The sequence below is a fragment of the Streptomyces wedmorensis genome (assembly GCF_000716445.1).
GTDB classification, from domain to species: domain Bacteria; phylum Actinomycetota; class Actinomycetes; order Streptomycetales; family Streptomycetaceae; genus Streptomyces; species Streptomyces wedmorensis.
The window spans coordinates 93589-115823 of the sequence record NZ_JNWK01000021.1; the positions used below are offsets into that span (position 1 = coordinate 93589).

The window sequence follows — 22235 nt, forward strand, 5'->3', positions numbered from 1 at the left end:
CCGCTCTCATGTGGGCCCCCTAGCGTGCGCCGCATGGACATCAAGACGACCGAGAAGACCGAAGAGAAGACGTCGCGGCCGGAGCCGGAGACCGCGGAGGCCGCCGCCGACGCCGTCGTGGACCCGCGCGACGGGACGGACGGCGACCCGGGCGGTGACCCTTCCGGCGACGTGAGCGACGCCCGGAGCGACGCCCCGGACGACAGCGAGCCCGACAGCGAACCGGACGACGAGCTCGACGACGACGAGCTCGACGACGACGAGCTCGACGAGGCCGCGGCGGTGACGGAGACGGCCGCCGAGGACACCGGGATCGGCGCCGGCGCCGCCGCCGTGGTCTCGGCCGCCCTCGGTGCCGTCGCGCTCACCGGCACCTGGACCGGCAAGGTCGTCTCCGAGCGCGAGACGCTCGTCGGGCAGATCAGCACCTCCCAGGGCGGCTCCACGGCCCAGCAGATCTCCGAGATCTACGGCGACGCCTGGCACAGCACCGCACTGGTGAACGGCCTCTTCGCCCTGCTCGCCCTGATCGTCGCCCTCGTCGTGCTCACCCTTCCCCGCCGCCCCGGCTGGGTCCGCGCGGTCGCCGCGGCCGGCGCCGTCCTGGGCGGCCTGGGGCTGCTCCTGTCGGTCGGTACCTACTTCGACCTGTTCCTGAGCCTCCCGACCGCCGGGTCCTGAGGTGGGGCCCGACCCGTCTAAGGACCTCCTGGGACCCGCCTAAGGCCCCCCGTACCCCGAACATGCGGCACTCGCCCGATGTGACCGCACCCCCTGGGAAACGAAAGTAGAGGCATCGCAAGGAGCGATACCGAAACCGAGAAGAACCAGGGAGCACCCCATGTTCGAGTACGAACTCCAGCGCATGAACCACGCCGAGCTCGTCCGCGAGGCCGCCGCCCAGCGACTCACGCACGAGGCCGCCGAGGCCGTCGGCGCCGCCCGGGGCCTGCGCCTCTTCGGCCGCCGGCACGGCAACCACGGCACGGAGGGGCAGGTGGACGGCGGCGACCGCGGCCGCTTCGTCCGGGCCGCGTGACCCCCGTATGAGCGACAACACGGATGGTTGTGCGATGCTCGGCGCCGTGGAGACCAGGTCAGTCAGCCCCGTCTTCGTCGGCCGGGCCGGCGAACTCACCGCCCTCACCGAGGCGCTCTCCCGCGCCACCGCGGGAGAGCCCCAGGCCCTGCTCATAGGAGGCGAGGCGGGCGTCGGAAAGACCCGCCTCATCGAGGAGTTCCTCGACACCGCCTGCGACCGGGGCGCCGTCGTCGCCCTCGGCGGCTGCCTCGAACTCGGCGCCGACGGCCTGCCCTTCGCACCCTTCGCCACCGCCCTGCGCTCGCTCCACCGCAAGCTCCCCGGCGAACTGACCGCCGCCGCCGACGGCCACCAGGGCGAACTCGCCCGCCTGCTGCCCGAACTGGGCGACCCCGGCAGCCACGAGCCCGCCGACGAGGACTCCACCGCCCGCCTCTTCGAACTGACCGTACGGCTCCTGGAACGGCTCGCCGCCGACCGTACGATCGTGCTCGTCCTGGAGGACCTGCACTGGGCCGACACCTCCACCCGGCACCTGCTCACCTACCTCCTCCGCACCCTCCGCCGCGGCCGGATCGTGGTCATCGCCAGCTACCGAGCCGACGACATCCACCGCCGCCACCCGCTGCGCCCCCTCCTCGCCGAACTCGACCGGCTCCGCACCATCCGCCGCATCGAGCTCTCCCGCTTCACCCGCGCCGAGGTACACCGCCAGCTCACCGGCATCCTCGCCGCCGAACCCGACCCCGGCCTCGTCGAAGAGGTCTTCGAACGCTCCGACGGCAACGCCTTCTTCGTCGAGGAGCTCGTCGTCTCCCACGAGGCCGGCTGCGCCGCCGGCCAGCTCAGCGACTCCCTGCGCGACCTCCTGCTGGTCCGGGTCGAGACGCTCCCCGAAGACGCCCAGCGGGTCGCAAGGATCGTCGCCGAAGGTGGCTCCACCGTCGAGTACGGCCTGCTCGCCGCCGTCGCCCGGCTCGCCGAGGACGAACTCATCGAAGCGCTGCGGGCCTGCGTCGGCGCCAACATCCTGCTCGCCGTCCCCGACGGCGACGCCTACCGCTTCCGCCACTCCCTGGTCCGCGAGGCCGTCAGCGACGACCTGCTGCCGGGGGAACGCTCCCGCCTCAACCGGCGCTACGCCGAGGTCCTGGAGGCCGACCCCGCGCTCGTCCGCCCCCACGAGCGGACCACCCGACTCGCGACGTACTGGTACCACGCGCACGCCCCGGAGAAGGCCCTCCCCGCCGTCCTCCAGGCCGCCGTCGAGACCCGCAAGCGCCACGCCTACGCCGAGCAGCTCAGCCTCCTCGAACGGGCCATGGAGCTGTGGGACAAGGTCCCCGGCGAGACGCGCGACTCCCTGCGCCCCATCGACTACGCCGACGCGTACCCCGCCTGCGGCTGCGACCCCGAGACCACCTCGCTGCGCTTCCTCGACCTGCTCGCCGAGGCCGCCGTCGCCGCCCGGCTCAGCGGAGAGCGGGAGCGGGCCGCGAAGATCTGCCGCACGGCGCTCCGGATCCTCGACGGCGACGAGAACGACCCGCTGCGCGCCGCCTGGTTCTGGACGGAGATGGCCCGGCTCCAGTCCAACCTCGGCCGGGGCGACGGCTGGCCCGAGATCGCCCGCGCCCAGGAACTCGTCAAGGGCCTGCCGCCGTCCGCCGTGCACGCCACCGTCCTGGTCGGCGCCGCCGGCTGGGGCATGCTCCGCAACCCCGGCCCCGAGGCGCTCGCCGCCGCCGAACGCGCCGTCGAGTACGCGCGGTTCGTCAAGGCCGAGCCGATCGAGCTGAACGCCCGGATCACCCTCGGCACCATCATGGTGTCGGCCGGCGACATCGAGGGCGGACTCGCCGCCATGGCCGAGGCCCTCGAACGGACCACCGTCCTCGGACAGTTCCACGAGGCCGCCCGCGCCCATGTGAACCTCTCCTCCTCCATGGAGGCCCTCGGCCGCTCCCGCGAGGCCGTGGAGACCGCCACCAGCGGCATCGAACTGGCCCGCTCCCGCGGCCTCGTCGACAGCGCGGGCTGGATCCGCGCCAACCTCGCCGAGTCGCTCCTCTCGCTCGGCGAATGGGACCGGAGCAAGGAGGAGGCCGAGCGGCTGCTCCGCTCCGCGGCCGGCAGCACCAAGCCGGGCGGCACGGCCCTGCTCCAGCTCGCCCACCTCGCCACCTTCCGCGGCGAACCGGCCCGGGCCACCGGGCACCTCGCCGAGGCCCTCACGCGCTACGGCACCCGCGACCCGATCCCGCAGTACACCCTGCCCGTGGCGCAGTCCGAGATCGCCGTCGCCGCCGCCGAAGGACGCCTCGCGGACGTACGGGACCAGCTCGCCGCCACCGCAGAGACAGGGTTCCCGCCCGGCACCCACCGCTACGGCTGGCCGCTCGTCCTCACCGCCGTCACCGCGGAGGCCGACAGCCGGGGACTGCCCGCCGCCGACGAGGGCCGCGAGGAGGCGCTCGCCGTCGTCCGCCGCTGCGTCCGGGCCCTCGCCACCCCGGCCCCGATCTGGCAGGCCTACTCCCGGCAGGTGTCCGAGGAGCTCGCCCGCGCCGAGGGCCGCGAGAGCGCCGACCGCTGGGCCGAGGTCGTCGCCGCCTACGAGCCGCTCGAACGCCCCTACGAGCTCGCCCGTGCCCGTCGACGCCTCGCCGACGCGCTGCTCGTCGAGGGCGGCCACCGGGAGGAGGCCGCGGCCCTGCTCCGCGAGGCCCACGCCACCGCCGTCCGCCTCGGCGCCCGCCCGCTCCGCGAGGACGTCGAACTCCTCGCCGCCCGCGCCCGCCTCTCCCTCGCGGCCGAGAAGCAGGCCCCGGCCCCGGCGGAGCCGGGGGACGACACCTTCGGTCTCACCCCCCGTGAGCAGGACGTGCTGCGGCTCGTCGCGGTCGGCCGCACCAACCGTCAGATCGCCGAGGAGCTGTTCATCTCACCCAAGACGGCCAGCGTCCACGTCTCCAACATCCTCGCCAAGCTCGGCGTCGCCGGCCGTGGGGAGGCCGCCGCCCTGGCCCACCGCCTCCACCTCCTCGACCCGGCCCTCTGAGCCCGGCCGGGTCCCCGGCACCGCCGCCCCGGCGCCGGGGACCCGTATCGTCACGCGGCCCGAGGTCAGGTCTATCGGGCCGCGCGCCGGGTCGGCGTCCCCCGGGTCCTCCCGGGTGAGGGCCTGCCGCCGCAGCTCGTCCTCGGCGTGCCTGCGCCCCGGTGCGAAGATCTCCTCCAGCCCGCCGAACACGGTCACCGCCTCCTTCACCTCACCTCCAGCCGGAGGATCCGGTCGTCTCCGGCCCCGGGCGTCCCCCGGGTGTCGGTCTCGCTGGTCACCAGCCAGAGCCGGTCGCCGCCCGCCGCGACCACCGTGCGCAGGCGTCCGTACTCACCTCTCAGGAACGCCTCCGGCTCCCCCGAACGTTCCGCTCCGGACAGCGGCACGCGCCACAGCCGCTCGCCCCTCAGCCCGGCCATCCAGATCGCGCCCCGCGCGTACGCGATCCCGCTGGGGGAGGCCTCCGAGGTCGGCCACTGGGCCACCGGGTCCACGAACCCGGACCGCCCGGCCCGTCCCTCGGCCTCCGGCCAGCCGTAGTTCCGGCCGGGCTCGATCAGGTTCAGCTCGTCCCAGGTGTTCTGCCCGAACTCGGCCGCCCACAGACGTCCCTCCGCGTCCCAGGCGATCCCCTGCACATTGCGGTGGCCGTACGAGTAGACGACCGATCCGGGGAAGGGGTTGCCCGGAGCCGGTCCGCCCTCCGGCGTCATGCGCAGGATCTTCCCGCCCAGCGAGGACCGGTCCTGGGAGAGCCCGGTCCGGCCCGTCTCGCCCGTCCCCGCGTACAGCATGCCGTCCGGGCCGAACGCGATCCGCCCGCCGTCGTGCACGAAACCCTTCGGGATGCCGGTCAGCACCGGCTCCGGCGCGCCGAGCCGGTCGCCGTCCGCGCCGCCGTACCGCATGCGCACGATGCGGTTGTCCGAGGCGGCCGTCAGATACGCGTACACCCAGCCGTCCCGGACCGCGAGGCCCAGGAGTCCGCCCTCTCCCCCCGGGACGACCCCCGGCACCTCGCCGAGCACGGTCTTCGCGCCGGTCCGTCCGTTCACCCGGGTGATCGTCCGCTCGTCCCGCGAGGACACCAGCAGGTCGCCGCCGGGCAGCGCGGCGACCCCCCAGGGCGACTTCAGCCCCTCGGCGAGCGTGCCCGCCACCGTCACCCGCCCGCCGGAGGACGGGGCCCCGGACCCGGTGGGGGAGGCGGACGCGGAGGCCGAAGCGGAGGCCGGCGGAGCCGTACCCGGCCGGTCCTCGGTGCCTCCCGAGGAACAGCCGGCCACGAGGACCAGCACGGCGGCGCCCCACAGGGCCTTCACAACAGCAGGACGGCTCATGGTCCGGTCCCCTTCGACGAGTCGAGCGGCATCCCTTCACCCTTGATACACCGCTCGGCCCGATCAGGTTCCCGACCGCCGCCGGGTCGCGCGGTTCAGTCCCAGGAGCCCCGCGGCGCGGGCAGCGCCGCGATCTCCGCCAGGTCCTCCGCCGTCAGCCGCAGCCCGGCCGCCCGGGCGTTCTCCACCACCCACCGCTCCCGCTTCGCCCCCGGCACCGGCACGACGTGCGCGCCGCGGCCCAGCACCCACGCCAGCGCCACCTGCGCCGGGGTGACGTCCGCCCCGTGCCGCGCGGCCACCCTCCGCAGCCCCGCCACGAGCGGCTGGTTCGCGGCCATCATCTCCGCGGTGAAACGGGGGTGACGGGCGCGCGGATCGTCCGGCTCGAAGCCGCCGCCCGGAGTGAGCGTCCCGGTCAGGAACCCGTTCCCCAGCGGCATCGCCGCCAGGAAACCGACCCCTCGCGCCGCGCACCAGGGCAGCAGCCGCGCCAGCGCCTCCTGCGACCACACCGACAGCTCGGCCTCGACCGCCGCCACCGGGAAGACCTGCTGGATCCGCTCCAGTTGGCGGATCGTTCCCTCGTATCCGTCGCGACCGGCGCCGGCCGCGCCCCGGCGGGCCGACCTGGCACCCACCGCGCACAGCCCGAGCGCCCGCACCTTGCCCGCCGACACCAGTTCGGCCATGGCGCCCCAGGTCTCCTCGACCGGCACCTCGGGGTCGGCGCGGTGCAGCTGGTAGAGGTCGATCACGTCGGTCTGGAGCCGCCGCAGCGACGCGTCGCAGGCCCGACGCACGTACCCCGGCCTGCCGTTGGCGACCACGTGCCCGTCGCCGACGAGCAGTCCGCACTTCGTCGAGACGAAGGCGTCCGCCCGACGCTCCTTCAACACCCGTCCCAACATGAGCTCGTTGGTGAACGGTCCGTACATGTCGGCGGTGTCGAGCAGGCTCACCCCGGCGTCGAGTGCCGCGTGCACGGTCCGCAGCGAGCGGTCCCCCCGCTGCTGGGAGCGGCTGTACGCCCAGCTCATCGGCATGCACCCCAGGCCGATCGCACCCACGTCGAGCGCCGTCGCCCCGATTGTCCTGCGCTCCACCTGCCGGTACCCCTCCCTGTGCCGTCCCCCAAAGTAACCAATGGCGCACGGGATTCTTCGCATAGCCTCCCGGTCATGAGATTCGAAGACACGGCCGCCGACGTGTGGCTTCCGGTTCACGCGGACGAGATCGAGGGGCTTCCCGCTCCGGGCGCGTCGGGCCTGAACTACCGCTTCTGGGACGGCGGGCCGGAGTTCCCGGCCGATCCGGCGCGCTGCGCCTTCTACGTGGTGCCGTACATGAAGGGCTCCGAGATCGCCGTACGGCCGCTGGCCGCCATGACCTCGCTGCGGGCCGTGCAGACCCTGTCCGCGGGCATCGACCACGTCACGCCGGGCATCGACCTGCTGCCGCCGGGCGTCGCCCTGTGCAACGCGAAGGGCGTCCACGAGGCCAGCACCGCCGAGCTCACGCTCGCGCTGATCCTCGCCTCGCTGCGCGGCATCCCCGGATTCGTGCGCGGCCAGGACGCCGAGGAGTGGCGGGCGGGCTTCTACCCGGCGCTCGCCGACAAGTCCGTCCTGATCGTGGGGTACGGGTCGATCGGCGCCGCCATCGAGGACCGGCTCGCGCCCTTCGAGTGCGCGCGGGTGGCACGCGTCGCACGCTCCGCGCGCACCACAGAGCGCGGCCCGGTCCAGGCGCTCGCGGACCTCCCCGCCCTGCTGCCGGAGGCGGACGTGGTCGTCCTCTCCACTCCGCTCACGCCCGGCACCCGGCACCTCGCCGACGCCGGGTTCCTGGCGCGGATGAAGGACGGGGCGCTCCTGGTGAACGTCGCCCGGGGGCCGGTCGTCGACACGTCCGCGCTGCTCAAGGAGGTGGAGGGCGGCCGGATCACGGCGGCGCTCGACGTCACCGACCCGGAACCGCTGCCGGCCGGGCACCCGTTGTGGCACGCTCCGGGTGTCCTGATCAGTCCCCATGTGGGAGGTTCCACTTCGGCCTTCATGCCGCGGGCGAAGCGGCTGATCGCCGGGCAGCTGCGGCGCTTCGTGGCCGGCGAGGAACTGGTCAACGTCCTGCTCACCACCGACTGAGCGCGGCGGACCGGGCGGACCGGCGTACCGGAGGGGCCGGACGGGTGAACCGCGCCCCCGACACGCGCCGTGCGCAAGCCCCCTGATCGTCACTGAGAGTACTGCGACCCTGTCCCTGAGTGACCGTCCTGGTGTATCGTCCCGAAGCGGGGGACTGCGTCGAGTACGGGCTGACGCTGGGGAGCGAAGTGACGGGTCATCAGAATCCGAGGGGGGCGACGGGTGAAGCACGGCCGAAAGACCGACGATCCGACGCGGCGACGCCGCCGTCGGCAAGCCTTCCGCGCCTCGCCGCCGGCCTCGCGCGATCGGTACCGGACCAGGCCGCGCCCCACCGCGCGCCCCGCGCCGCCGGACCGCCCGGCACCGGACCGCACGCGGCGGCCGGGTGGAGCGGCACCGAGAGCCACGGCGTCGCGCTATCGGACGCCGCTCCCGGCGACTGCGACGGACACGCCCCCGGGACTCTCGACGAGCCCTCGGCGCGCCCGCACGAACCGGCCGGGTGCGATGGCCCGCCGCCGGAGGGTCCGGTGAGCGCGCCCGGGGCGGTCATCACCCGCCGCCGCCCCGTCGGCGGTGGCGGCAGCCCCGGGCATCCGGACCCCGGGCGGTCCGGCCTGGGCGGGATCCTCGCCCAGATCGCCCTGGGGCTGATTTGCGCGGGCTACACGACCGGCGCCTCGCTCGGCTGGGGCTCGCCGCGGCTCGCGCTCTTCATGGGCGACTTCGGACTCAGCGCCGCCGCGCTCACCGCCGCGGTCTCCTGCTTCCTCTACGGCCGCGCCCACCGCGGCAGCGCGCGGCCCGCCTGGCTGCTGTTCGCCTTCTCCTCGTTCATGGCCGCCTCGGGCAACGCGGTGTGGGGCTGGTACGAGGTGGTGCTCCGCTCCGAGGTGCCGGACTCCTCCGTCGCCGACCTCTTCTTCTTGCTCTTCGCCCCGCCCGCCATCGTCGGCCTCCTCGTCCTCGCCAAGAAGCCCGTCACCCGGGCCGGCTGGGTCTGCCTCGGGCTCGACGCCTGGCTCATCGGGGGCTCGCTGCTCACGCTGTCCTGGAGCCTGGCCCTCGCCCGTACCGCCCACTTCGAGGGCGAGTCCGTCGCCCAGGCCGCGCTGTCGCTCGCGTACCCGCTGCTCGACATCGTGCTCGTCAGCATGGTCCTGGTCCTGCACTTCCGGCGCTCGCAGGCGAACCGCTCGGCGACCAACACCGCCATCGCCGCGCTCGCCCTGACCGTGCTGTGCGACGCCCTGTTCACCTCGCCGCTGCTCCGCGAGAACTACGCCTCGGGCCAGCTGCTCGACGCCGGCTGGTTCGCCGGCTCGCTCCTCCTCGCCTACGCGCCCTGGGGCGCGCGCCGGCTGCCGGACCCCGCGGCGCCCACCCGCGGCCCCCTGCTGCACAGCCGCCCCGTCGCCGGGTCGCTCGCCGCCCTCACGCCGTACCTCGCGGCCGCGGTCTGCACCCTCGGCATCCTGTACACCGTGGTCGAGGGGCGCAGGGTCGACCGGGTCGTCGTCCTGACCGGCTGCACGGTGGTGCTCGCCCTCGTCGTGCGGCAGGGCATCATGCTCCTCGACAACATCGCCCTCACCCACGAACTGGCCCAGAAGGAGAACCACTTCAGGTCGCTCGTGCAGGGCTCCAGCGACGTCATCATGATCGCCGCGCCGACCGGGGTACTGCGCTACGTGAGCCCGGCCGCGACCGGGGTCTACGGACGCGAGGCCGAGGAGCTGATCGGCTCCGAGCTGGCCTCCCTCATCCACCCCGAGGACCTCGGCGCCGTCGTCCACGAGGTCCGGCGCTTCCTCGCCGTCTCGCCCGCCGAGGAGCCCACCACCCGGATCGAGTGCCGCTTCCGCTCCGGCCGCGGTGACTGGCTCAACGTGGAGTCGACGGTCAACCGGCACCAGGGCGGTCTGATCTTCAACAGCCGGGACGTGACCGAACGCGTCCGCCTCCAGGCCCAGTTGCAGCACAACGCCGAACACGACCCGCTCACCGACCTGCCCAACCGGGCCCTCTTCACCCGGCGGGTCCGGCAGGCGCTCAGCGGCCGCCGCTCCTCGGACTCCGGCACCGCCGTGCTCTTCATCGACCTCGACGGGTTCAAGGCGGTCAACGACCGCCTCGGCCACCAGGCGGGCGACGACCTGCTCGTCCAGGCCGCCCGCCGCCTCCACGACTCCGTGCGGGCCGGGGACACCGCCGCCAGACTCGGCGGCGACGAGTTCGCCGCCCTCATCCTCGGCGACGGCGGACGCGAGCAGGAGGCCCGCGAGAGCCAGGTCCAGGAGATCGCCGACCGGCTCCGGCTCACGCTCTCCCAGCCGTACCGCGTCGACGGCGGCAACGAGGTGCGGGTCGCCGCCTCCATCGGCGTCGCCTTCGCCGAGCCCGGCATGGAGGCCGGCGACCTCCTGCGCAACGCCGACCTCGCCATGTACCGCGCCAAGGCCGCGGGCAAGGACCGCGTCGAGCTCTACGCACCGCAGATGCAGGCCGAGGTGGTCCGGCGCACCGAGCTGGCCGCCCGGCTGCGCACGGCCCTCCACGACGGCGAGTTCGCCCTCCTCCACCAGCCGGTCGTCGACCTCGCCACCGGCCGGATCTCCGCCGTCAGCGCCCAGGCCCGCTGGCGGTCGACGCAGGGCATCCTCTTCACCCCGGCGGAGTACCTCCGGGTCACCGACGACGGAGAGCGCACCGCGGAGCTCGGCCGCTGGCTCCTCGAAGAGGCCGTGGAGCAGGCCGCCGAGCGGGCCGGGATCGGCCACCGCGCGCCGGTCTCCATCCGCCTCTCCGCCCACCGCCTCCTGGACCGCTCGCTGCCGCTCGGCTCGGTCGAGTCCCTGCTCACCCGGCACGGGCTGCCGTCCGGCTCGCTGATCATCGAGCTCGCCGACAGCGACGCCAGGACGCCGCTCGACGAACTCGAGCAGCGGTTGGTGGCCCTGCGCCGCCTCGGCGTGCGGATCGCGCTCGACGGATTCGGCAGCGGACACGTGGCGATCAACGCCCTGCGCAGGCTTCCGGTCGACATACTGAAGCTGGACCGTGGGCTCGTCGAGGGCGTGGTCGAGTCGCCACGGCTCCGCAAGATCACGCGCGGCGTGCTGCGCATCGCCGGCGAGCTCGGCGTGCAGACCGTCGCCGACGGCGTCGACGTGCCGGAGCAGGTGATCGCCCTGCGTGCGATGGGATGCGGCCACGCCCAGGGCATGGCCTTCTCGGGCCCGCTCGACGAGTACCGGCTGCGCAGAGCACTGGTCCGGGACGACTATCCGCTGCCCGGCGGGGTGCCCGTACCGGCCGGAAACCGTCCCCCGATCCGCTCAAATAATGAGACGCCCGTCCCACCCACTTGACAGTGATGAGGGCCGAGAGGGAGGGTCAGTGCCATGCGCACCCGAATTCTCGTACTTGGAAAGCGCGTCGGCTGAAGCAGGGCCACCGATCAGGCCCCGCTGAGAACGCACCCGACGCGCTCCCCTCGCTTGCCTCACGGCACGAGGGGTTTTTTGTTGCACCGGCTCACTCCAAAGTCGACGCAAACCCTCGCAAAACACCTCGCAAAAACCCTCTGCTTCGAGAAGAGATGCTGATGACCGACCAGGCCACCGGGCACCATCCGCAGCCGCGACCCCGCAACGGCGCGCAGCCCGCCACCACCGTCGAGCACGTCACGGGTGCGCAGTCCCTCATCCGTTCTCTCGAGGAAGTGGGCGCCGACACCGTCTTCGGCATCCCGGGCGGCGCGATCCTCCCCGCCTACGACCCGATGATGGACTCGCAGCGGGTGCGCCACATCCTGGTCCGGCACGAGCAGGGCGCGGGCCACGCGGCCACCGGCTACGCCCAGGCGACCGGCAAGGTCGGCGTCTGCATGGCGACCTCGGGCCCCGGCGCGACCAACCTGGTCACCCCGATCGCCGACGCGCACATGGACTCGGTCCCGCTCGTCGCGATCACCGGCCAGGTCGCCTCCAAGGCGATCGGCACGGACGCCTTCCAGGAGGCGGACATCTGCGGCATCACGATGCCGATCACCAAGCACAACTTCCTCGTCACCAAGGCCGAGGACATCCCGCGGACGATCGCCGAGGCCTTCCACATCGCCTCCACCGGCCGCCCGGGCCCGGTCCTGGTCGACATCGCCAAGGACGCGCTCCAGGCGAAGACCACGTTCAGCTGGCCGCCGCAGACCGACCTGCCCGGCTACCGCCCGGTGACCAAGCCGCACGCCAAGCAGATCCGCGAGGCCGCCAAGCTGATCTCCGCCGCCAAGCGGCCCGTCCTGTACGTCGGCGGCGGCGTCATCAAGGCCGGCGCCACCGCCGAGCTGAAGATCCTCGCCGAGCTCACCGGCGCCCCGGTCACCACCACCCTGATGGCCCTCGGCGCCTTCCCCGACAGCCACCCGCTGCACGTGGGCATGCCCGGCATGCACGGTGCCGTCACCGCCGTCACCGCGCTGCAGAAGGCCGACCTGATCGTCGCCCTTGGTGCCCGCTTCGACGACCGCGTCACCGGCAAGCTCGACAGCTTCGCCCCGTACGCCAAGATCGTCCACGCGGACATCGACCCGGCCGAGATCGGCAAGAACCGCGCCGCCGACGTCCCGATCGTCGGTGACGCCCGCGAGGTCATCGCCGACCTGATCCAGGCCGTCCAGGCCGAGCACAGCGAGGGCAACAAGGGCGACTACGCCGCCTGGTGGAGCGACCTGAACCGCTGGCGCGAGACCTACCCGCTCGGCTACGACCTGCCGGAGGACGGCAGCCTCTCGCCGCAGCAGGTCATCCAGCGCATCGGCCAGCTCGCCCCCGAGGGCACGATCTTCGCCGCGGGCGTCGGCCAGCACCAGATGTGGGCCGCCCACTTCATCGACTACGAGAAGCCCGCCACCTGGCTGAACTCCGGCGGCGCCGGGACGATGGGGTACGCGGTCCCCGCCGCGATGGGCGCCAAGGCCGGCATGCCGGACCGCACGGTCTGGGCGGTCGACGGCGACGGCTGCTTCCAGATGACCAATCAGGAGCTCACCACCTGCGCCCTGAACAACATCCCGATCAAGGTCGCCATCATCAACAACGGCGCCCTGGGAATGGTCCGCCAGTGGCAGACCCTCTTCTACAACCAGCGCTACTCCAACACCGTCCTGCACTCCGGCCCGGACGACGTCCAGGCGAACAAGGGCACCCGCGTCCCCGACTTCGTCAAGCTCTCCGAGGCCATGGGCTGTGTCGCCCTGCGCTGTGAGGACCCGGCCGACCTGGACAAGGTCATCGCCGAGGCCAACGCCATCAACGACCGCCCGGTCGTGATCGACTTCATCGTCCACGAGGACGCCCAGGTCTGGCCGATGGTCGCCGCCGGCACCTCGAACGACGAGGTCATGGCCGCGCGGGGCGTCCGCCCCGACTTCGGCGACGGCGAAGACGACTGAGCGAGCAGAGCGAAAAGGAAGAGACCAAGACATGTCCACCAAGCACACGCTCTCCGTTCTCGTCGAGAACACGCCCGGCATCCTCGCCCGGATCGCCGCCCTGTTCTCCCGCCGCGGCTTCAACATCGACTCCCTCGCCGTCGGCATCACCGAGCACCCCGACATCTCCCGCATCACCATCGTGGTCAATGTCGAGGACCTGCCCCTGGAGCAGGTGACCAAGCAGCTCAACAAGCTGGTCAACGTCCTGAAGATCGTCGAACTCGAGCCCAGCGCTGCGATCCAGCGCGAGCTCGTCCTGGTGAAGGTCCGCGCCGACAACGAGACCCGCTCCCAGATCGTCGAGATCGTGCAGCTGTTCCGCGCCAAGACCGTGGACGTCTCGCCCGAGGCGGTCACCATCGAGGCCACCGGTTCGAGTGACAAGCTCGACGCGATGCTCAAGATGCTGGAGCAGTTCGGCATCAAGGAGCTCGTGCAGTCCGGCACGATCGCCATAGGGCGTGGTTCCCGGTCCATCACGGACCGGTCCCTGCGGGCCCTCGACCGCAGCGCCTGAGAGTCATCGGAGGCAGACCGCCGGTTCACCCGGCGGTCCGACTGACGAGACCCGAAAACCTTCCTTCCGCTCCCCGCCGTACGGTGGGATGCAACACCAGCACCTCAAGGAGATTTCCAGTGGCCGAGCTGTTCTACGACGCCGATGCCGACCTGTCCATCATCCAGGGCCGCAAGGTCGCGGTGATCGGCTACGGCAGCCAGGGACACGCCCACGCGCTGTCGCTCCGTGACTCCGGTGTCGACGTCCGCGTCGGCCTCCAGGAGGGCTCGAAGTCGAAGGCCAAGGCCGAGGAGCAGGGCCTGCGCGTCGTGTCCGTCGCCGAGGCCGCGGCCGAGGCCGACCTCATCATGATCCTGACCCCCGACCCGATCCAGGCCAAGGTCTACGAGGAGTCCATCAAGGACAACCTGAAGGCGGGCGACGCGCTCTTCTTCGGTCACGGCCTCAACGTCCGCTACGGCTTCATCGAGGTCCCCGAGGGCGTCGACGTCGCCCTGGTCGCCCCGAAGGGTCCGGGCCACCTGGTCCGTCGTCAGTACGAGGAGGGCCGCGGCGTTCCGTGCATCGCCGCCGTCGAGCAGGACGCGACCGGCAACGCCTTCGCGCTGGCGCTCTCGTACGCCAAGGGCATCGGCGGCACCCGTGCGGGCGTCATCAAGACGACCTTCAAGGAGGAGACCGAGACCGACCTGTTCGGTGAGCAGGCCGTCCTCTGCGGTGGTACCGCGGCGCTGGTCAAGGCGGGCTTCGAGACCCTGACCGAGGCCGGCTACCAGCCGGAGATCGCGTACTTCGAGTGCCTCCACGAGCTGAAGCTCATCGTCGACCTCATGTACGAGGGCGGCCTGGAGAAGATGCGCTGGTCGGTCTCCGAGACCGCCGAGTGGGGCGACTACGTCACCGGCCCGCGGATCATCACCGACGCCACCAAGGCCGAGATGAAGAAGGTCCTCGCGGAGATCCAGGACGGCACCTTCGCCAAGGAGTGGATGGCCGAGTACCACGGCGGTCTGAAGAAGTACAACGAGTACAAGACCCAGGACGAGAACCACCTCCTGGAGACCACCGGCAAGGAGCTGCGGAAGCTCATGAGCTGGGTGAACGACGAGGAGGCGTAAGCCTTCGGGCGGGGGCCGGACATCGTGTCCGGCCCCTCGCCACATCGTTGGACACCCCGTCCAACCACGGACGGGTGATCCTTCCAACGAGGCGCATGAAGTGCGCCGACGCACCACTACACTGCTCAACAACATACGCGTCAGGCCCACAGCGTCGTGCGCTTTCACGCGGCAAGCCCCCTCCACCGCCTGCGGCCGTCGGGACGGCCGTCCGCACTGGACCTGTGAGGACTCACGTGAGCTCGAAACCTGTCGTACTCATCGCTGAAGAGCTGTCGCCCGCCACCGTCGACGCGCTGGGCCCGGACTTCGAGATCCGGCACTGCAACGGCGCCGACCGCGACGAGCTGATCCCCGCCATCGCCGATGTGGACGCGATCCTGGTCCGTTCCGCGACCAAGGTCGACGCGGAGGCCCTCGCCGCCGCGAACAAGCTCCGGGTCGTCGCCCGTGCCGGTGTCGGTCTGGACAACGTCGACGTCTCCGCCGCCACCAAGGCCGGCGTCATGGTCGTCAACGCCCCGACGTCGAACATCGTCACCGCCGCCGAGCTGGCGTGCGGTCTGCTCGTCGCCACCGCGCGCAACATCCCGCAGGCCAACACCGCGCTGAAGAACGGCGAGTGGAAGCGCAACAAGTACACGGGCGTCGAGCTGAGCGAGAAGATCCTCGGCGTCGTGGGCCTCGGCCGCATCGGCGTCCTGGTCGCCCAGCGCATGTCGGCCTTCGGCATGAAGATCGTCGCGTACGACCCCTACGTGCAGCCCGCCCGCGCCGCCCAGATGGGGGTGAAGCTGCTGGCCCTGGACGAGCTCCTGGAGGTCGCCGACTTCATCACCGTCCACCTCCCGAAGACCCCGGAGACCATCGGTCTCATCGGTGACGAGGCGCTGCACAAGGTCAAGCCCTCCGTCCGGATCGTCAACGCCGCGCGCGGCGGGATCGTGGACGAGGCGGCGCTCTACACCGCCCTCAAGGAGGGCCGGGTCGCGGGCGCGGGCCTCGACGTGTACGCGAAGGAGCCCTGCACGGACTCCCCGCTGTTCGAGCTCGACCAGGTCGTCTGCACCCCGCACCTCGGCGCGTCCACGGACGAGGCCCAGGAGAAGGCCGGTATCGCGGTCGCCCGCTCGGTGCGCCTGGCGCTCGCCGGCGAGCTCGTGCCGGACGCGGTCAACGTCCAGGGCGGTGTCATCGCCGAGGACGTGAAGCCGGGTCTGCCGCTCGCCGAGAAGCTCGGCCGGATCTTCACCGCGCTCGCGGGCGAGGTCGCCGCGCGTCTCGACGTCGAGGTGTACGGCGAGATCACCCAGCACGATGTGAAGGTGCTCGAACTCTCCGCGCTCAAGGGCGTGTTCGAGGACGTGGTCGACGAGACCGTGTCGTACGTCAACGCCCCGCTGTTCGCGCAGGAGCGCGGTGTCGAGGTGCGGCTGACGACGAGCTCCGAGTCGCCCGACCACCGCAACGTGGTCACCGTCCGCGGCACGCTCGCGAACGGCGAGGAGGTCGCGGTCTCCGGCACGCTGGCCGGACCCAAGCACCTGCAGAAGATCGTCGCGGTCGGCGACTACGACGTGGACCTGGCGCTCGCCGACCACATGGTCGTGCTGCGCTACGAGGACCGTCCGGGCGTCGTCGGCACGGTCGGCCGGATCCTCGGCGAGGCCGGTCTGAACATCGCGGGCATGCAGGTCTCCCGTACGGAGGAGGGCGGCGAGGCGCTCGTCGTGCTCACCGTGGACGACAAGCTGCCGGCGCCGGTGCTCGCGGAGATCGCGCAGGAGATCGGCGCCACCTCGGCCCGTTCGGTCAACCTGGTCTGACGCGCGGCTCGCTCGTACTCGTACCCGGTCGATAGACGCTCGTCTTACACGATTGTCTATCGACCGGGTACAGTGCTGTCATGGGACACAAGGAAGACCTGCTCGAAGGCGCCAAGCGCTGCCTCCTGGAGAAGGGGTACGGGAGGACCACGGCGCGCGACATCGTCGCCGCGTCCGGCACCAACCTCGCCTCCATCGGCTACCACTACGGCTCCAAGGACGCCCTGCTCCAGCAGGCCTTCCTCGCGCTCACCGAGGAGTGGGGCGAGCAGGTCAGCGTCCCGGACGGCCCGGAGGGCGCCGCACCCCCGCCGGCCGACCCGTACGAGCGCTTCCGCGCGATGTGGGCGCAGCTCATCGGCGCCGCCGAGGTCAGCCGGCCGGTCTGGAAGCTCCAGACCGAGGTCGTCACCCGGCTCGACGACGACGAGAAGCTGCGCGAGGCGATCAAGGAGCCGCAGCGGGAGGGCCGGCTCGGCATCGCCGAGGGGATGCTCGGCATCGACCCGGCGGCGGACCCGGAGAAGGCCCGGGTGGCCGGACTGCTGCTCCAGGCCATGGCCACCGGCGTGATGATCCAGTGGATGGTCGACCCGGACACCGCGCCGAGCGCGGAGGACCTCACCGCGGGGCTCAAGGTCCTGATGGGGGAGGACAGCTGAGGACCACCTTCGCGCGGGCGTGCTCCTCCTCGACGTACCGCAGGGCACGCGGCGCCTCGTCCAGCGGGTAGGTCCGCTCGACCACCGGGGTGATGTCGCCGTTCTCGGCGAGTTCCCGCAGCGTCGCCAGGTTCTCCCTGCGGGGCTCCGCCGTGAGGACGTGGAGCCGGCGGCCCGAGAACCGGGAGAGCAGCTGCCCCTTGATGATCAGCCCCATCGGCCCGAAGACGCTGCCTCCCTCGAAGACGCCGCCGCCGGACAGGACGAGTACGCCGGCGGGGGAGAGGATCCGCCGCAGCTCGGCCAGCGACCGGTTGCCCACCAGGTCGAACACCAGGTCGTAGCGGTCAGGGCCGGTGGTGAAGTCCTGCCGGGTGTAGTCGATCACCCGGTCCGCGCCGAGGCCGAGGACCAGCGTCGCGTTCCGGGTGCTGCACACCCCCGTGACCTCGGCGCCGAACGCCTTCGCGAGCTGCACGGCGAAGGTCCCGACACCTCCCGAGGCGCCGTTGACCAGCACCTTCCCGCCCGGTCGCACACCGCCCAGGTCCCGCAGCCCCATCAGGGCGGTGTTGCCCGCCAGCGGTATCGCCGCGGCCTGCTCGAAGGTCAGGCCGGCGGGCTTGCGCTCCGTCGCCTCCTCGGGGGCGCACACGTACTCGGCGAAGGCCCCGGGGGCCTCACCGAAGACCTCGTCCCCGGGGCGCAGCCCGGTCACCCCGGCGCCCACGGCCTCCACCCGGCCCGCGAAGTCCCGGCCCCGGATCCGCTCCTTCGGTCTTCGCAGGCCGAGGGCCAGCCGGGCCACGTACGGGTCGCCCCGCATCAGGTGCCAGTCCGCCGCGTTGACGGCGGCGGCGTGGACGCGGACGAGCACCTCCCGCTCGCCCGGCACCGGCCTCTCGACCTCCGCGAACTCCAGCACGTCCGCCGATCCGTACCGGTCCTGCACCCAGGCCTTCATGGCACCCCCTCGGAAGTTCACCGTCCCACACCTAAGACGGTAGGGCGCCCGGCGGCGCCGGGACATCGGGGACGACCCCGATTCGGCCCTGAGGGGCCGTCAACCCGGAGGCTTACAGCTTGGCCGACTTCAAGGACATGTGGAGCAGCAGGCGGTCCTCGCCGTCGTCCAGGTCCAGGCCGGTGAGCTGCTCGACCCGGGACAGCCGGTAGTAGAGGGTCTGCCGGTGGATGCCCAGGGCCGCCGCCGTGCGGCCCGCCTGGCCGGCGTTGTCGAGGAACGCCTCGGCGGTGCGGGCGAGTTCGGCATGGGCCGGCGCGAGCAGCGGCGCGACGACGGGGTCGACCTCGGGGTGGTAGAGCGCCGCGAGCAGCCGGTACGGGCCGATCCCGGCCCACTCGGCCACCGGGCCGAGCGTCGGCTGGGCCGTGGCGGCACGGGCCGCGGTGTTGGCTTCGCGCCAGGCCGACGGGAGCTCCGTGAGGCCCCGCCGGGGGGTCGCGATGCCGGCCGGCGCGGCGGCGCGCAGCCGGTCGGCGGCCGTGTGGGCGGGGGAGAGGTCCTCGGCCGTGCGCAGCCGTACGAGGACGGCGAGGGACTCGCTCTCCGGCAGGGTGGCGACCGCCGCCGCGCCGGGGACCGCCCGGATCGAGGGGGCCTCGCCCTGCCAGGGGGTCACGCAGACGACGGTGTGCAGGCCGTCCGCGCTGGGGCCGAGGGCCGCGCGGAGGGCGGCGACGGCCATGTCGCTCTGCCAGCCGCGCCCGGCGGTCAGCACCGCGAGGAACTCGCGGGAGAGGTCGGCGCCCGCGCGCTCCTCGTCGGCGAGGAGGTCGCCGATCCGGGCGGCGACGTCCATCGCGGCGGTCAGCCGTTCGGGCGAGGGGCCGGGCTCGGCGTCGAGCAGCCAGACGTACCCGAGGACGACGCCCCGATGGCGTACCGGAAGGCAGATCCTGTCCCGGAACACCCCGGCCTCCGGGGCGGCCGGGATGCGGACCGGGCCGGTGGCCCGGGTGATGCCGAAACCCTCGAACCAGGCGCGGACCGCCGGAGTGGACTTCCGGGTCAGGATCGACCGCGTCCGGACGGGGTCCATCTCGGTGTCGTCGTCGCTGTCGTGCGCCCCGAAGGCGATCAGCCCGAAATCGCGGTTCTCCAAGGTCGCCGGGGCGCCGAGGAGCGCGGAGATCTCGTCGACCAGTTCTTGGTAATCGCCCTTCACAGCGCCATTCTCGCACCCCTTCAGACATGTGTATGAGAAGCCGCGCACGGATGCGTGACAGCTGTCGATGGCAGAGGATCGGAGCGATCCTTAGGTTTCACGGTGGTTCTTCGTGCTGTTCCCGTTTCGTTCCCTTGATCCGGGTACGGCCCCGTTCTCCGCAGCCCCTTTTGGAGGTGCCCCGTGCTGGGTCCCGTGATCCTCGCCGCGTCGCGCAGCGACAAGATGCGCCGTCTCGTGTCGGCCGCCCCCGGGACCAAGCAGGTCGTCGCCCGCTTCATCGCCGGTGAGACGGTCGACGACGTCGTCCCGATCGTGTCCGAGCTGAGCGCCCGCGGCCTGGAGGTCACCCTCGACGTCGTCGGTGAGGACATCACCACCGTCGAGCAGTCGTACGCCGCCCGGGACGCCTACCTGGAGCTCATCGGCCGCCTCAAGGAGCTGGGCCTCGGCGCCCGCGCCGAGATGTCCGTCAAGCTGTCGATGTTCGGCCAGTCGCTGGAGAACGGCCACGAGCTGGCCCTGGCGAACGTCCGCCCGGTCGTCGAGGCCGCCGCCGAGATCGGCACCACCGTCACCCTGGACGCCGAGGACCACACCACCCTCGACTCGATGTTCGCCATCCACGAGGAGCTGCGGAAGTCCTTCCCGCAGACCGGCTGCGTCATCCAGGCGTACCTCTTCCGCACCGAGGACGACGCCCGCCGCCTGGCCGCCAACGGCTCCCGCGTCCGGATCGTGAAGGGCGCCTACAAGGAGCCCGCCTCCGTCGCCATCCAGGACAAGCCCGAGATCGACAAGGCGTACGTCCGGATCATGAAGATCCTGATGGACGGCGAGGGCTACCCGATGATCGGCTCGCACGACCCCCGCCTGATCTCCATCGGACAGGAGCTGGCCCGCCGCGCCGGCCGCAAGCTGGACGAGTACGAGTTCCAGATGCTGTACGGCATCCGGAGCGAGGAGCAGACCCGTCTCGCCGCCGAGGGGCACCGCATGCGCGTCTACACCGCGTACGGCACCGACTGGTACGGCTACTTCATGCGCCGCCTCGCGGAGAAGCCGGCCAACCTGCTCTTCTTCGTCCGCTCCATCCTCACCAAGGGCTGAGCCCACCTCTCACAAGGAGTATCGAGACTCATGGACGCTGTCACCCAGGTCCCCGCTCCGGTCAACGAGCCGGTGCACAGCTACGCCCCCGGTTCCCCCGAGCGCCTCCGCCTGGAGACCAAGCTCAAGGAGCTGGCCGAGAACCCGCGCGAGCTGCCGATGACCATCGGCGGCGTGAAGCGCCTCGGCGGCGGCGAGGAGTTCAAGGTCGTCCAGCCGCACAACCACAAGGCCGTCATCGGCACCTTCCGCGGCGCCACCGAGCAGGACGCCCAGGACGCGATCGACGCGGCCCTGGACGCGGCCCCGGCCTGGCGCGCGATGTCCTTCGACGACCGCGCCGCGATCATCCTGCGCGCCGCCGAGCTGCTCGCCGGCCCGTGGCGCGAGACGCTGGCCGCGTCCACCATGCTCGGCCAGTCCAAGACCGCCCAGCAGGCCGAGATCGACACCCCGTGCGAGCTCGTCGACTTCTGGCGCTTCAACGTGGCGTACGCCCGCCAGATCCTGGCCGAGCAGCCGCCGGCGAACTCCCCGGGTGTGTGGAACCGTCTGGACCACCGCCCGCTGGAGGGCTTCGTCTACGCGATCACGCCGTTCAACTTCACGGCCATCGCGGGCAACCTGCCCACCGCCCCCGCCCTCATGGGCAACGTGGTGGTCTGGAAGCCGTCCCCGACGCAGACGCACTCCGCCGTGCTCCTCATGGAGCTCCTGGAGGAGGCCGGCCTGCCGAAGGGCGTCATCAACCTGGTGACCGGTGACGGCATCGCCGTCTCCGAGGTGGCCCTGAACCACCGCGACCTGGCCGGCATCCACTTCACCGGCTCGACCAAGACCTTCCAGCACCTGTGGAAGACGGTCGGCAACAACATCGAGAAGTACCGCGCGTACCCGCGGATCGTCGGCGAGACCGGCGGCAAGGACTTCGTCGTCGCGCACCCCAGCGCCGACCGCGCGATCCTGAAGACCGCGCTGACCCGCGGCTCCTTCGAGTTCCAGGGCCAGAAGTGCTCCGCGTCCTCGCGTGCGTACATCCCGGCGTCCATCTGGAACGACGGCTTCAAGGACGAGTTCGCGGCCGAGGTCGACGGCATCACCATGGGTGACGTCACCGACCTGTCGAACTTCATCGGCGCCGTCATCGACGAGCGTTCGTTCGCCAAGAACAAGGCCGCGATCGACCGTGCCGCGGCCGACCCGAGCTGCACGATCATCGCGGGTGGCACCTACGACGACTCGGTGGGCTACTTCGTCCGCCCGACCGTCATCGCCTGCACCGACCCGGAGAACGAGGTCTTCAAGGCCGAGTACTTCGGCCCGATCCTCGCGATCCACGTCTACGAGGACGACGCGTACGACGAGATGCTGACCCAGATGGAGTCGGTCTCGGACTACGCCCTCACCGGCTCGGTCATCTCCGGCGACCGTGCCGCCGCCGCGTACACGATGGAGAAGCTCCGCTTCGCCGCGGGCAACTTCTACATCAACGACAAGTCGACCGGCGCCGTCGTCGGCCAGCAGCCCTTCGGTGGCGGCCGCGCCTCGGGTACGAACGACAAGGCCGGCGCCCCGCAGAACCTGATGCGCTGGACGCTGACCCGCGCCATCAAGGAGACGCTGGTCCCGCCGACCGAGTACGGCTACCCCCACATGGGCTGACGCCCCCCCGCCTCGTAGAGGCCCCCTGACACCGCCCCCCTCCTCGGTCCCCCAACTT

The 22235-nt window shown here is 72.0% G+C and carries 17 protein-coding genes; 12 read left to right on the plus strand and 5 right to left on the minus strand.

Features of this window, described 5'->3' with window-relative positions; translation table 11 throughout:
• Nucleotides 1-33: 33 nt before the first annotated feature.
• The 3 genes from OO54_RS18625 (at nucleotide 34) to OO54_RS18635 (ending at nucleotide 4103) form a co-directional block, all read left to right on the plus strand.
• Nucleotides 34-681 (plus strand): hypothetical protein, encoded by a 648-nt coding sequence (locus OO54_RS18625; RefSeq protein WP_033204523.1) that lies wholly within the window; start codon nucleotides 34-36, stop codon nucleotides 679-681.
• 160 nt (nucleotides 682-841) lie between these two features.
• The gene (locus OO54_RS18630) at nucleotides 842-1039 is read left to right on the plus strand and encodes a hypothetical protein (RefSeq protein ID WP_017236018.1); all 198 of its coding nucleotides are present in this window, start codon (nucleotides 842-844) and stop codon (nucleotides 1037-1039) included.
• A gap of 7 nt (nucleotides 1040-1046) precedes the next feature.
• A complete protein-coding gene (locus OO54_RS18635; RefSeq protein WP_078905255.1) occupies nucleotides 1047-4103 on the plus strand; it encodes a helix-turn-helix transcriptional regulator in 3057 nt (1018 codons plus the stop codon).
• Here the strand turns inward: OO54_RS18635 and OO54_RS47455 are convergent.
• From OO54_RS47455 to OO54_RS18645, 3 genes are all read right to left on the minus strand, one after another.
• On the minus strand, nucleotides 3987-4313 hold the full coding sequence (locus tag OO54_RS47455) for a DUF6191 domain-containing protein (RefSeq protein WP_324611647.1): 327 nt from the start codon (nucleotides 4311-4313) through the stop codon (nucleotides 3987-3989). The two genes, OO54_RS18635 and OO54_RS47455, sit on opposite strands and share 117 nt — an antisense overlap.
• Nucleotides 4310-5446 carry a PQQ-dependent sugar dehydrogenase gene (locus OO54_RS18640; RefSeq protein WP_033204527.1) on the minus strand — a complete coding sequence of 379 codons (1137 nt, stop codon included), beginning with the start codon at nucleotides 5444-5446 and terminating at the stop codon, nucleotides 4310-4312. The genes OO54_RS47455 and OO54_RS18640 overlap by 4 nt, the downstream gene beginning before the upstream one ends.
• Before the next feature lie 95 nt (nucleotides 5447-5541).
• Nucleotides 5542-6552 (minus strand): aldo/keto reductase, encoded by a 1011-nt coding sequence (locus OO54_RS18645; RefSeq protein ID WP_017236014.1) that lies wholly within the window; start codon nucleotides 6550-6552, stop codon nucleotides 5542-5544.
• 75 nt (nucleotides 6553-6627) lie between these two features.
• On the opposite strand from OO54_RS18645, the gene OO54_RS18650 reads away from it, so the two are divergent.
• From OO54_RS18650 to OO54_RS18680, 7 genes are all read left to right on the plus strand, one after another.
• Nucleotides 6628-7593 carry a 2-hydroxyacid dehydrogenase gene (locus OO54_RS18650; RefSeq protein ID WP_063738300.1) on the plus strand — a complete coding sequence of 322 codons (966 nt, stop codon included), beginning with the start codon at nucleotides 6628-6630 and terminating at the stop codon, nucleotides 7591-7593.
• A 533-nt stretch (nucleotides 7594-8126) separates the two neighbouring features.
• Nucleotides 8127-10967, plus strand: a complete 2841-nt coding sequence (locus OO54_RS18655; RefSeq protein WP_033204529.1) for a putative bifunctional diguanylate cyclase/phosphodiesterase — start codon at nucleotides 8127-8129, stop codon at nucleotides 10965-10967.
• Nucleotides 10968-11197: 230 nt separating this feature from the next.
• Nucleotides 11198-13048, plus strand: a complete 1851-nt coding sequence (locus OO54_RS18660; RefSeq protein WP_033204530.1) for an acetolactate synthase large subunit — start codon at nucleotides 11198-11200, stop codon at nucleotides 13046-13048.
• Nucleotides 13049-13079: 31 nt separating this feature from the next.
• Nucleotides 13080-13607 (plus strand): acetolactate synthase small subunit, encoded by a 528-nt coding sequence (gene ilvN / locus OO54_RS18665; RefSeq protein ID WP_017236011.1) that lies wholly within the window; start codon nucleotides 13080-13082, stop codon nucleotides 13605-13607.
• 119 nt (nucleotides 13608-13726) lie between these two features.
• A complete protein-coding gene (gene ilvC, locus OO54_RS18670; RefSeq protein ID WP_017236010.1) occupies nucleotides 13727-14728 on the plus strand; it encodes a ketol-acid reductoisomerase in 1002 nt (333 codons plus the stop codon).
• Between the two features lie 236 nt (nucleotides 14729-14964).
• Nucleotides 14965-16554 (plus strand): phosphoglycerate dehydrogenase, encoded by a 1590-nt coding sequence (gene serA, locus OO54_RS18675; protein ID WP_033204532.1) that lies wholly within the window; start codon nucleotides 14965-14967, stop codon nucleotides 16552-16554.
• Between the two features lie 80 nt (nucleotides 16555-16634).
• Nucleotides 16635-17216 (plus strand): TetR/AcrR family transcriptional regulator, encoded by a 582-nt coding sequence (locus OO54_RS18680; protein WP_033204533.1) that lies wholly within the window; start codon nucleotides 16635-16637, stop codon nucleotides 17214-17216.
• On the opposite strand, the gene OO54_RS18685 is transcribed toward OO54_RS18680, so the two are convergent.
• Together OO54_RS18685 and OO54_RS18690 are read right to left on the minus strand one after the other, a co-directional pair.
• On the minus strand, nucleotides 17188-18180 hold the full coding sequence (locus OO54_RS18685) for an NAD(P)-dependent alcohol dehydrogenase (RefSeq protein WP_033204535.1): 993 nt from the start codon (nucleotides 18178-18180) through the stop codon (nucleotides 17188-17190). The genes OO54_RS18680 and OO54_RS18685 overlap by 29 nt on opposite strands.
• Before the next feature lie 112 nt (nucleotides 18181-18292).
• A complete protein-coding gene (locus tag OO54_RS18690; protein WP_033204537.1) occupies nucleotides 18293-19405 on the minus strand; it encodes a PucR family transcriptional regulator in 1113 nt (370 codons plus the stop codon).
• A 183-nt stretch (nucleotides 19406-19588) separates the two neighbouring features.
• Here OO54_RS18690 and OO54_RS18695 point away from each other — a divergent pair, with 183 nt between their 5' ends.
• Both OO54_RS18695 and pruA read left to right on the plus strand, forming a co-directional pair.
• Nucleotides 19589-20515 carry a proline dehydrogenase family protein gene (locus tag OO54_RS18695; protein ID WP_017236005.1) on the plus strand — a complete coding sequence of 309 codons (927 nt, stop codon included), beginning with the start codon at nucleotides 19589-19591 and terminating at the stop codon, nucleotides 20513-20515.
• A 30-nt stretch (nucleotides 20516-20545) separates the two neighbouring features.
• Nucleotides 20546-22177: an L-glutamate gamma-semialdehyde dehydrogenase gene (pruA, locus tag OO54_RS18700; RefSeq protein WP_033204539.1), complete on the plus strand. Its 1632-nt coding sequence runs from the start codon at nucleotides 20546-20548 to the stop codon at nucleotides 22175-22177.
• Nucleotides 22178-22235 lie beyond the last annotated feature (58 nt).